The following is a 12208-nucleotide window of genomic DNA, read 5'->3' as shown; positions in this document are numbered from 1 at the left end:
TTCAGCTTTCTTTGCTGTGCATGATTGAAGGGTAGGCCGAAAAGGGTATTACTTGGATAGCATACGAACGAACAAGGACGATACAGATCCGTGCCGTGGTCCGCTTCGAAAGCAATCAAGGAGGTCGGTTGGGAATGAAGAGAAATCATACGATGATGCAGTTTTTTGAATGGCACCTGGCCGCAGACGGAAACCACTGGAAGCGATTGGCCGAAATGGCGCCAGAGCTAAAAGCCAAAGGCATTGATTCGGTGTGGGTGCCTCCGGTGACCAAAGCCGTATCTGCCGAGGATACCGGTTACGGTGTATATGACCTGTATGATCTGGGTGAATTTGACCAGAAGGGCAGCGTGCGCACCAAATATGGCACCAAACAGGAACTGGTCGATGCAATTGCCGAGTGCCAGAAGAATGGCGTTGCCGTCTATGTCGATCTGGTGATGAACCATAAGGCGGGTGCGGATGAGAAGGAAGTCTTCAAGGTGATTGAGGTCGATCCCAATGATCGGTTGAAGGAAATCTCCAAACCGTTCGAGATTGAGGGCTGGACCAAATTTTCATTTCCGGGTCGCGGGGATCAATACTCCTCTTTCCAATGGAACGCCGAACATTTCAACGGCACCGACTTTGATGCCAAGGAAGAACGGAGTGGTGTGTTCCGCATTGCAGGGGAGAACAAGAACTGGAATCAGAATGTCGACGATGAGTTCGGTAACTATGATTACCTGATGTTCGCCAATATTGATTACAATCACCCGGATGTTCGGCAGGAAATGCTCCAATGGGGAAAATGGCTCATCGATACGCTGCAATGCAGCGGTTTTCGACTGGATGCGATCAAGCATATCAATCACGAATTCATCAAGGAATTCGCCGCCGAGATGATACGCAAACGGGGTCAGGATTTCTACATTGTGGGTGAATTCTGGAACTCCAACCTCGATGCCTGTCGTGAATTTTTGGATACGGTTGATTACAAGATTGATCTGTTTGATGTGTCCCTGCATTACAAACTTCATGAAGCTTCCCTGGCTGGCCGGGATTTCGATCTTACCAAAATTTTTGATGATACCCTGGTGCAGACACATCCAACGCATGCCGTTACGTTTGTCGATAACCATGATTCCCAGCCGCACGAAGCGCTGGAATCCTGGGTGGGCGATTGGTTCAAGCCAAGCGCATATGCGCTGACGCTGCTGCGTCGTGACGGTTACCCGGTTGTCTTTTACGGTGATTATTACGGTATTGGTGGTCCCGAACCTGTCGAGGGCAAGAAGGATATTCTGGATATTCTGATGTCAGCCCGTTACAACAAAGCTTATGGAGAGCAGGAGGATTACTTCGATCACGCGAATACGATTGGGTGGGTACGCCGTGGGGTGGACGAAATCGAAGGCTCCGGTTGTGCAGTGGTTATCTCAAATGGTGATGATGGTGAGAAACGGATGTTGGTCGGCGAACACCGCGCTGGCGAAGTCTGGACCGATCTGACGCACAGCTGCGAGGACAGCATTACCATTGAGAAAGACGGCTGGGCCACCTTCCATGTATGTGGCGGAGGCGTCTCCGTATGGGCTCTTCCGGATCAGGGTGAGGATTCTGCTGCTCAATAATACGTTGAGGGTCAGGGTAATTTCATATATCTTGTTAAACCATCTGAACTGGCGATCTTTCTGCCAGCAGGTGGTTTTTTTATATTAGGTGGAGTGAGTTTGTTCGTGTTATCCTTATATGGAATAATAAACCAACATAATGATTCCTATTAAAATTGATTCTTGATTATTTTTGATAGATCATACCGAGGGGGAAATCGGATGAGGAGATTGGTACAATTGGGTTTGTGGCTGCTTGTAATGGCGGTCTGTCTGGGGGCTTGCAGTTTGGGAACAAACAAAGGCCCCAGGGGGGAACCGAAGCGAACGGATGATTTTACGCTGAATACTGAGAAAAGGGATCTGACCGAGCGTTTGCAGAAAAATCCGGATTCCTTTCAGGAGCGAGATGATTATAGCTTGACTGCTACTGTTAGAGTTAGTCCTCAATCTGATCTAGACCGAATTATATATGAGATTTCAGTTAAAGAGGCCCGGGTGCCGATGGTCAATGTGATACAGTCTTTTACACTTGATCCATCCTTGATGAACAGCATTAACGCTATAGAGCTTTTTAACTCCAATGTGGGAAATACGCACGAGACGACCATGGGTCCTGGAAAAGAACCGCTGGGGTTAAGTTTACTCAGAGATTATATTTTGAAGCCAAAAGCGGAGATTCATAGTAATATCATTAATACTTATCAGGATATGTATGTCAAAATTTCCTACGGACCATATGATCAGCGAACGGAAGATTATATTCATGTTAAAGCCGAACCATCTCCTGAAACCGTTGAATATATGAAATCATGGAATACAGATCAATAGAAAGGCAGCACCCGTAAAGCTCCTTCAAAGGAACCTGAATGGATGCTGCCTCTTCATTTTGGCGCTAAATATGGTTTGATATGCGTACTACACTTCCAGTTCAAACGACTCCAGTGTACCCACCATTCTTAGATCATGTTCTTGGTTGAACTGTGCCCGTTTGTCCGCATCCGCATATTCATCATGATAGTGCATTAGCACAGTTTTCTGTCTCACTTCGGCAGGCAGTTGTTGCAGATCCTTCAGTGAGGTGTGCGATTTGATCACCAGATCGTGCATATGACATTCGTGGAAAATCAGCTGTACGTCTGCGGCGGCCTGCTCTACGCGTTCCTGATCCAGCGTGCTGTCTGCGCTATAGTAGAAGTAGGGCTTTGCAAGAAGGCCATTGCTGACCATACCGGGCACGTGCTGTGTTCGAAAAGTCTCAAACGTCACGCCACCCAGCTCAAATGTGCCTCCATCCGGTAAAGCTACGATATCATAATAGTCGCTCATCGTACGCTCCCCATCGGTTGTATAACGCATGCCTGGGGATAAAATATTCCATAACGGATCAACCAGTTCTTCGTGGATAAACAGGCGTGGCTTGCGGTTGCCCACAATCTGCGAATAATATCCGAGCATCTGGACTCCGTTAATATGATCTTCATGCAGATGGGTGATATACACATTGTGGATATCCGTCATTGGATAGTCGTTTTCCTTTAATGCTCTTGCATTGGATTCTGGAAAATCAATCACCAGATGTGTATCGCCGAATTCGGCCAGCATACTGTTGTGGTGTTGCTCCACACTGAACATGTCCCCTGTACCGAGAAATGTTATTTTCATCCATTTCATCTCCTTCTATCATCTTCAGATCAGCATCAATTAGATTAAATCCAGTATACCTCGTTCCAGAAAATATGCCTAAATCAACCTTTTGTGATAACGCTATCATTTTATATTGAACTTTGTAGGCAAACAGTGTAGCGTAAAGATTGGGAAGTGAACCCATATGAACGTAAACTCACCTAAAGGGAGCGTGCGAGGCGAATGAAGTCTTTTCTGGATGAACAATTTTTGCTGCACAATGAAACGGCGATCAAGTTATATGAGGACTATGCGAAGGACATGCCGATTATTGACTATCACTGCCACCTGAGTCCACAGGAGATCTACGAGAATAAAACCTTTGGCAATATTACAGAGGCCTGGCTATACGGTGATCACTACAAATGGCGGCTGATGCGCGCAAACGGAATTGAGGAGCAGTACATTACGGGTGGAGAGGGCGTAACCGATTACGACCGTTTTCTGGCGTATGCCAAAACCGTACCGATGATGATTGGTAACCCGCTGTACGCGTGGTCTCATTTGGAATTACAGCGTTATTTCGGTGTCTACGAAGTGTTGAATGAGACGAGCGCCCCGGCCATCTGGGAAAAAGTAAATGCAAAACTGAACAGTGACGGATTCGGTGCACGTGATCTCATTACCAAATCCAATGTGACCGTGGTATGCACGACGGATGATCCATGTGATTCCCTGGAATATCACCTGAAGATTCAGGAGATTGAAGGATTCGATACCGCAGTATTGCCTTCTTTCCGGCCGGATAAAGGATTGGAATTGAACCGTGATACCTTCTCGGAATGGGTAGGCAAGCTGTCGCAGGCAGCCGGAACGGCAATTTCCGATTATGACTCATTCCTCTCTGCTCTGGAATCACGGGTAGAGTTCTTCCACTCCGTAGGAGGCCGGGTGTCTGACCATGCACTGGATTATGTACCTTTCGGTGTGGCTACACGGGAGGAAGCAGGGGCTATATTCGCGAAGGCTCTCGCTGGGCAGAAGGTTAGCCGTGAGGAAGAGGACAAGTACAAGACGGTAACGCTAACTTTCCTTGGAAAGCTGTACGCAGATCGTGGCTGGGTTATGCAATTCCATATTAACGCGGCCCGAAACAATAACAGCCGGATGTTCGCCCAGCTTGGTCCGGATACCGGATATGATGCGGTTAATGATACACCGCTTTCTTCAGCCATTATCGGTTTGCTCGATGCGCTGGAGCAGCAGCAGGCACTGCCGAAAACGATTCTGTATTCCTTGAATCCCCGGGACAATGAAGTGCTCGCAGCGATTATCGGCAGCTTCCAGGGCGGCGGCATCCCAGGCAAAATTCAGCTTGGTGCAGCCTGGTGGTTCAATGATACGAAGGATGGTATGCTTGCTCAAATGAAGGCGCTGGCCAATGTAGGTCTAATCAGCCGTTTCGTCGGCATGTTAACCGATTCCCGCAGTTTCCTCTCCTACACACGACATGAGTATTTCCGCCGCCTGGTCTGCAACCTTATCGGTGAATGGGCCGAACAAGGTGAGGTACCGCATGATATGGAACTACTTGGACAGATCGTACAGGGCATTGCCTACAACAATGCGAAGGATTATTTCCCTTTTGCTTCCGCGCTCAAAACGGTTTCTGCTTCGCAGTCCTGATTCTTCTATATTTCGTTCAAAACCGTGACTTTAAAGTCACGGTTTTTTGTTGTGCATTTGCCGTTTGACATTCAACTTTTGCAGGAATATACTTAGTACACCTAATTAATTGATTCGCTATTTAATTGGAATGCTATTTAATAGATGTCCTACGGTGTTGGATTTCTATGGAATGATAATGTGAATAAGGGGGGGACAATAATGACTGGCATAGATCCGGTTGCCCAGAAGCTTTTGTACTCCATTATGCAGTTTAATAAAGGCAAATGGAGGCAACATAAACCGCATGGGCGTAATCACAATGAAATTATGGTTTTGGGGTGTTTGCTCCACGGCATGCATCCGGGAGAACGATTGAATTGGCAGGATAATCCTCCTAATTTCAATGACACGCTGCATTCAAAACACCCAGGACTGAAAGTATCGGAAATTAGTGCTTTGTTGCGTGTAAAATCGCCAACGATTACTCCTGTCATTCGGGGGCTTGAAGACGAAGGTCTGGTTGAACGAACCATGGACCCGGAGGATCGTCGCGCAGTCCGCATCACCATTACCGAAGCAGGCCGTGATATTATTCGTGCTGCACATCAGGAGCGCATGGAGATATTCAATAAGCTCGTTGAGCATCTGGGTGAGGAAGACAGTCTTCAATTAGCGGAGTTGTTGACCAAGGTGTACACCTTTTTCGATACAAAGGTTTCCCAACAGATGGATGCGTCCACACAAGGAGATGATAAGCCATGATGAAATTGTTTCGCATGCTTAAGCCTTACCGAGTCCCCATTTTCTTCATATTGGGTCTGGTGCTGTTACAGTCGTTAGCTGAACTGTATTTGCCAACCCTGATGGCGGACATCGTTAATGGCGGCATAGTAAAAGGAGATGTTCCATACATCTGGCAAATTGGTGGCTGGATGCTGTTAATTGCTGTGGCAGGCACGGCCTGTTCTGTAACAGCCAGTTATCTCTCCTCCCGTACAGCGGGTGGATTTGCCAAACAGCTACGCAGCAGAGTGTTCCGCCATGTGGAGAACTTTTCGCTGCAGGAATTTGATAAATTGGGTACAGCCTCGCTGATTACCCGTACCACAAATGATATTACGCAGGTTCAGAACGTATTAACGATGATGCTGCGCATGATGGTTATGGCCCCGATGATGTGTATCGGTGGTATCTTCATGGCGGTATCCCAGGATGCCAAATTATCGACCATTTTCTTAGTTGTCCTGCCTGTGCTGGCTGGGGCTATCGCCCTGATTGGTGCGAAAGGTCTGCCTTTGTTCAAACAAATTCAGAAAAAGCTCGACCGACTCAATCTGGTTCTGCGTGAGCAACTAACAGGGATTCGCGTGGTTCGTTCCTTTAATCGTGGGGAACATGAGCGTGTTCGTTTTAATGGAGCCAATACGGATCTAAGAGACGTTTCCATTAAAGTGAATGTGCTCATGGCAACATTAATGCCTGTGATGATGCTGGTTATGAACTTTTCAATGATAGCCATCCTTTATTTCGGTGGACAGCGTATCGATAGTGGAAATATGAATATTGGTTCACTGATTGCCTTTATTCAGTATGCGATGCAGATCATGTTCTCCCTCATTATGGTCTCCATTATCTTTGTCATGATTCCAAGAGCTTCGGCTTCGGCAGAACGGATCAACGAAGTATTGGATATGCATCCGGATCTTAGCAATCCAGAGCAGCCTAGTCATATGAAATCGCTGCAAGGTACGATTGAATTCGATAACGTGACATTCCGTTATCCAGGTGCAGAGAATGCTGCATTGTCAGGCATTTCATTTACGGCACGTCCGGGTGAAACCACAGCCATTATTGGGGGTACGGGCTCTGGGAAATCCACATTGCTCAGTCTCATTCCACGCTTCTATGATGTGACGGAGGGCAGTGTACGCGTAAATGGAACAGATGTCCGTGAGCTGCGGCAGGAAGATCTGCGGGCCAAAATCGGATTTGTACCGCAAAAAGCGGTCCTTTTCACCGGAACGATTGCGGAGAATATCCGCCACGGGAAGGATGACGCCACGATGGAGGAGATTGTTCGAGCCGCTCAAACGGCTCAGGCAGAGAACTTCATCACGGAGATGAAAGACGGTTACGACAGCGTCATTGCGCAGGGAGGTAACAACGTTTCCGGTGGACAGAAGCAGCGTTTGTCCATTGCACGCGCACTGGTTCGCCGTCCGGAAGTATATATTTTTGACGACAGCTTCTCGGCTCTCGATTTCAAAACCGATGCCAAGCTTCGTGCTGCCCTGAAGTCCGAAACGACTGAAGCAGCTGTGTTAATCGTAGCTCAGCGTGTAAGTACGGTTATGGATGCGGATCGCATTCTGGTTATGGATGAGGGACGGATTGTTGGTTCGGGAACACATAAAGAGCTGCTGGAGCACAATGAAGTGTATCGCGAGATTGTATCCTCCCAGCTGACAGAGGAGGAGATCGCATGAGTGAACGTACAGAACGCAAGTCATCTCGTCCCCCTGGCGGGCCGGGACATCCCGGAGGCGGAATGGGCATGCGGGCTCCCGTGGAGAAAGCGAAGGATTTCAAAGGTACACTGCGGCGTTTGATGCGTTATCTTCAGCCCCACAGCTATAGATTGCTGGGTGTGCTGGTCGCTGCGATTCTAAGTACTGTGTTCAGCATTATCAGTCCTAAGGTTATGGCGGAAGGTACGGATATTCTCAGTAAAGGCGCCATTGCCATCCTTCAGGGTGTACAGGGGGCCGGGATTGATTTTCCTGCCTTGATGAAAGTATTGTATCTGCTTGGAGGACTGTATCTGTTTAGTGCAGCGTTCATGTACATTCAGCAATACTTGATGGCTGGTGTTGCTCAACGAGTTGTATATGATATGCGTGAGCAGATCAGTGCCAAGGTTGGACGGCTGCCGCTGAAATATTTTGACTCCCGTACCCACGGTGAAACATTAAGCCGGGCGACAAACGATGTGGACAACATCAGTAATACGCTCCAGCAAAGTTTGGCGCAGTTCATTACGTCTGTCGTTACCATTGTCGGGGTTATCATCATGATGTTGACCATTAGTCCATGGATGACCCTCATTACCATTTTGACACTGCCATTAAGCGTGGTAGTAGTTATGCTGGTGGCATCCCGTTCGCAAAAACACTTTGCAGGCCAGCAGAAATCACTTGGTGAATTGAACGGCCATGTCGAAGAAATGTACACCGGACACAAGGTGGTTAAAGCCTTTGGACGGGAAGAACATTCGGTAGAACAGTTCGAAAAAGTGAACGAAGAGCTGTATGAATCCGGTTGGAAAGCCCAGTTTATCTCAGGTATTATCATGCCACTGATGACGTTTGTAGGTAACCTTGGTTATGTGCTGATCTGCGTGGTCGGCGGGATCTTTGTTACACGTGGTGCCATCTCCATCGGGGATATCCTTGCATTCACACAGTACTCCCGTCAGTTCACTCAGCCGATTAACCAGATTGCCAACATCTCGAATATCATTCAGTCCACTATCGCTTCGGCGGAGCGGGTATTTGAATTGCTGGATGAAGAGGAAGAGGTTCCAGAGTCTTCGAAACCAGTACAATTGCAGTATCCACAGGGTGCCGTTGCATTCCATGGTGTGAATTTTGGATATAAAGCGGATGAGTTACTCATTCATAATATGAATATTGATGTAAAACCGGGGCAGACGGTGGCCATTGTTGGGCCGACTGGAGCGGGTAAAACAACGCTAATCAACCTCCTGATGCGTTTCTATGAAATTCAGGACGGCCAAATTACGATTGACAGCGTTAATATCGTGGACATGGAACGCGGCAAGCTGCGCAGCCTGTTTGGGATGGTACTTCAGGACACATGGCTGTTCAACGGGACGATCCGTGACAACATCGCCTATGGCCGAGAAGGGGCAACGGAAGAGGAAGTCATCAAGGCAGCCGATGCGGCCCATGCCGATCACTTCATTCGTACCTTGCCTGATGGATATGACACGGTGCTGAATGAAGAAGCCTCGAACATTTCACAGGGTCAGAAGCAATTGCTGACGATTGCGAGAGCCATTCTGGCGAATCCGGCTATTCTGATTCTGGATGAGGCAACGAGTAGCGTGGATACTCGGACCGAAGTGTTCATCCAGAAAGCGATGAATGATCTGATGAAAGATCGCACCAGCTTTGTCATTGCCCACAGATTATCCACCATACGCGGGGCCGACCTGATTCTTGTTATGGATCATGGTAACGTGATTGAGCAGGGTAATCATGAGGAACTGATGGAGAAACAGGGTTTTTATGCGGATCTGTACAACAGTCAGTTTACGGAGCAACAGCCACAGGCGATCTGATCGCAGTTTATGGTGAAATAGTAATAAAAAGCCGGGCACCCTTTGGGTGATCCCGGCTTTTTATTTGTGAATGTGTGCGATTCAGGGCAAGAGGGAGTTTATCATGCTATGCATTGTAAGATGCCAGCGATGGTGCCCTAACTTTGCTATAACGAATCATCTGCCTTATTTAATTACTGATCTTCAGACTTCTTCGCAGGTACATCTGCGTAGTTGTCGGATGACGTCTTTACTTCCAGCTTCGGATCTTCATTTGTCTCCTCAAGCGCAGAAGGTGCCGGCTCGCCCGGTACTAATTCACGCTGCTCAATCATGCGTTTTACGACCTCATAACAGTCCTCGACATGTTTATTGCCGACATACCGCATGGCCGTGAAGCTGAGCGCGGCTGCCAATCCCTGACCTGCAAAAGGGACAAATTTGGCGACTGATTTGGTAGCTACGCGTACCCCGACTCTTTTCAGCACCTGTACCACCAGTTCTTTGGTTACCATACGTCCAATGACTTTACTTCCGATGGACATGACGAATCCGTAGATCATGGATTTGGTCTCAGGGTCCATACCGTCGAGCTGCTTTTGCGATAATCCGAATTTATTGTTAATGGCAGGCAGTAGCTGCATGAGCATTCCCACATCGGCCAGGACGTCTGTACCTGGAAGAGGAACGAGTGTTGTACCGGCGGAAGCGGTGGCTCTTTTTTTGACCATGGTGCGGCATTCCTTGCGAACTTGCTCCAATTGTTCCAACGTTGCCGGAATCATAGGCAATCCCTCCATTCGTTATGGTATAGATATAACCGTTTTGACTCGTTTTGAATGGTGTTTTCTACAGTAGAAATTGGTGACCTTGGCATATGAGTGTAAAGTAACCTTTTTTCTCAACCGAACGTCTAGTGAAAAAAGGAAATCAGTGAATTGCTATGACGGTATCTGAGTATTACGGATGAGGGGGGATTAAGATGCATGCAAGGTTAGGAGCGTTACTGTTATTATGCTGTATAAGTGGGCTGATCATTACGAGCTGTTCAGCAAAGGGGGACCCGAACCAGATGAAATCCAATTTGATTCAGGAGCTATCCGAGTCAGAACGAAAAACGGCTCTGAAAGAGATTGAACCCGAAACAATCCAATCCATGAACACCGTGGGGCTGCACATCCTTCAACAGATGGGTACCAAAGAGAATGCCGATGGGAATAATCTGTTGATTTCTCCTTACAGCATTACGGCAGCGATTGGCATGGCATATAACGGCAGCGTAGGTGAGACTAGGCGAGAGATGGCAGAGGTCATGGGCTGGTCGGGGCTAGAAATGGAGCAAGTGAATGCTTCTCAAGCGGCTTTGCAGCAGTTGTTGACCCATTCGGGAAAAGGCATACAGATCGGTATTGCGAACTCCATGTGGGTGAAGGACGGAATCCCGGTACAGGAAACGTACCAAACAACGGTAAAGCAAACGTATGAAGCCGAGATTAGGACACTCAATGGACAACCAGCACAAGCAAAGGAAGAGATCAATCAATGGGTGAAGCAGCACACCGAAGGTATGATTCCAAACTTGATGCAGGAGCCGCCTGAAAAGGAAGCCCTGATGATTCTGGTGAATGCCATTGCATTTGATGGTAACTGGATGGATGAGTTTGACCCGGAGTACACGACGGACGAAGGATTCAAGTTGGCAAATGGAAAGGCACTATCTGTGCGGATGATGCATCAGACAAAGCAGTTCCAATACTCGGAGAATGAGGATTGGCAGGCGGTTAGACTGCCTTACGGAGATGGCCAGATGCATCTGCTGGTCGTTTTGCCGCGAGAGGGACGTACGCTGGATGAGATTCAGCAGCAGTTGCTGGATGACCCAAAACGGCTTGATCGCGGCTCCGAATACAGGTTAGTTGAGCTGTCCTTGCCACGTTTTCGTGCGGAGTATGGCATGAACCTGAAAGAGACGTTCCAACTGATGGGGATGGAAATGGCCTTTGACCCTTATGCCGCTAATTTCACGGAAATGATTTCTCCAGGGCCGAACTTGCAAGCATACATTGGTCAGGTACTGCATCGTGCGGTGATGGAGGTGAGCGAGCAAGGGACTGTAGCTGCAGCTTCAACGCTGGTAGAGATGCAGGCTGGAAGTGCTCCACCAACTGATCCGGTGAGGATGGATGTGAATCGTCCATTTATGGTCGCTGTAGTTGATAAATCCACTGAAGCATGGTTATTTGCCGGAAACGTAAACCAACCGGAAGATATCCCCTCCCGGTAGCACGTAGACTTCGTTATCCAAGTCTGCTGACATGCCGCTCTCGAAATTCATTTTCGAGCATGCTCATCTGAATGGCATCGTGATATTGATGATTGTAATACAAGGCATCTCGCCGCACACCTTCGCGCTGAAATCCGAGCTTCTCATACGTACGAATCGCACGCTGATTGAAGGCATACACTTCAAGCTCGATTCGGTGCAGATTGCAGATGCCGAAACCATAGTCCAGCATAAGCAGCAATGCCTCGCTGCCATAGCCTTTTCCTTGATGCTCTATATGATCAATGGCGATCCGGATGTGCCCACTGCGATTTTTGGTATGCATGTCCATCAGGGCAATCTCTCCAATGACCCGATCATTTTCCTGCAAGGCAATCAGCAGCATCAAGCGTGAGTCATCCTGGGACGCGTTTTCGATGTAGCGCTCCACTTGGGGGCGGGTGAAGCTGTTTTGTGTCCCGGTGAGTCTGCGCATCTCGGCGTCAAACAACCCGGGAAAATAGGTATCAACGTCAGTCGATTCAAATGGACGCAGATAGATGCGCTTCGTTTCCAACAGACGTGGGATGCGTGGGGATGGTGTTGGTTGAGACATGGGTTATTCCCTCCTGTGAGTTCAAATCGTCATGCCATGAGTATAGCTGAATACTGTATACTTCCAAATATACAGTTTGGACAAATTGAACAGGACAGATG

10 protein-coding genes are annotated in these 12208 nt (G+C 48.0%); 7 read left to right on the top strand and 3 right to left on the bottom strand.

Annotated features, from left to right (window positions below; translation table 11 throughout):
• The first annotated feature begins 134 nt into the window (after window positions 1-134).
• Window positions 135-1613, top strand: coding sequence for an alpha-amylase (locus DC345_RS10480; protein WP_113053037.1), 1479 nt, complete (start codon window positions 135-137; stop codon window positions 1611-1613).
• A 201-nt stretch (window positions 1614-1814) separates the two neighbouring features.
• Window positions 1815-2423, top strand: coding sequence for a hypothetical protein (locus DC345_RS10475; RefSeq protein WP_113053036.1), 609 nt, complete (start codon window positions 1815-1817; stop codon window positions 2421-2423).
• A gap of 87 nt (window positions 2424-2510) precedes the next feature.
• On the opposite strand, the gene DC345_RS10470 is transcribed toward DC345_RS10475, so the two are convergent.
• Window positions 2511-3257, bottom strand: a complete 747-nt coding sequence (locus DC345_RS10470) for an MBL fold metallo-hydrolase (protein WP_181586551.1) — start codon at window positions 3255-3257, stop codon at window positions 2511-2513.
• 204 nt (window positions 3258-3461) lie between these two features.
• On the opposite strand from DC345_RS10470, the gene uxaC reads away from it, so the two are divergent.
• The 4 genes from uxaC to DC345_RS10450 all read left to right on the top strand — a co-directional run bounded on the left by uxaC (window position 3462) and on the right by DC345_RS10450 (window position 9249).
• Entirely contained in the window at window positions 3462-4904 is a 1443-nt protein-coding gene (gene uxaC, locus DC345_RS10465; protein ID WP_113053034.1) for a glucuronate isomerase, read from the top strand.
• 201 nt (window positions 4905-5105) lie between these two features.
• On the top strand, window positions 5106-5648 hold the full coding sequence (locus tag DC345_RS10460; RefSeq protein WP_113053033.1) for a MarR family winged helix-turn-helix transcriptional regulator: 543 nt from the start codon (window positions 5106-5108) through the stop codon (window positions 5646-5648).
• Window positions 5645-7372, top strand: coding sequence for an ABC transporter ATP-binding protein (locus tag DC345_RS10455; RefSeq protein WP_113053032.1), 1728 nt, complete (start codon window positions 5645-5647; stop codon window positions 7370-7372). Before DC345_RS10460 ends, DC345_RS10455 begins: the two co-directional genes overlap by 4 nt.
• Window positions 7369-9249: an ABC transporter ATP-binding protein gene (locus DC345_RS10450; protein WP_113053031.1), complete on the top strand. Its 1881-nt coding sequence runs from the start codon at window positions 7369-7371 to the stop codon at window positions 9247-9249. The genes DC345_RS10455 and DC345_RS10450 overlap by 4 nt, the downstream gene beginning before the upstream one ends.
• Window positions 9250-9422: 173 nt before the next feature.
• On the opposite strand, the gene DC345_RS10445 is transcribed toward DC345_RS10450, so the two are convergent.
• Complete coding sequence (locus DC345_RS10445) at window positions 9423-10013, bottom strand: hypothetical protein (RefSeq protein ID WP_113053030.1); 591 nt, start codon at window positions 10011-10013, stop codon at window positions 9423-9425.
• A 287-nt stretch (window positions 10014-10300) separates the two neighbouring features.
• On the opposite strand from DC345_RS10445, the gene DC345_RS10440 reads away from it, so the two are divergent.
• Window positions 10301-11512 (top strand): serpin family protein, encoded by a 1212-nt coding sequence (locus tag DC345_RS10440; protein WP_181586550.1) that lies wholly within the window; start codon window positions 10301-10303, stop codon window positions 11510-11512.
• Window positions 11513-11525: 13 nt separating this feature from the next.
• Here DC345_RS10440 and DC345_RS10435 read toward each other — a convergent pair whose 3' ends face one another.
• Window positions 11526-12107: a GNAT family N-acetyltransferase gene (locus DC345_RS10435; RefSeq protein WP_113053028.1), complete on the bottom strand. Its 582-nt coding sequence runs from the start codon at window positions 12105-12107 to the stop codon at window positions 11526-11528.
• Window positions 12108-12208: the final 101 nt, after the last annotated feature.

Source organism: Paenibacillus taichungensis (assembly GCF_003287275.1).
GTDB lineage: Bacteria > Bacillota > Bacilli > Paenibacillales > Paenibacillaceae > Paenibacillus > Paenibacillus taichungensis_A.
This window is presented reverse-complemented; position numbering and strand designations above follow the sequence as displayed.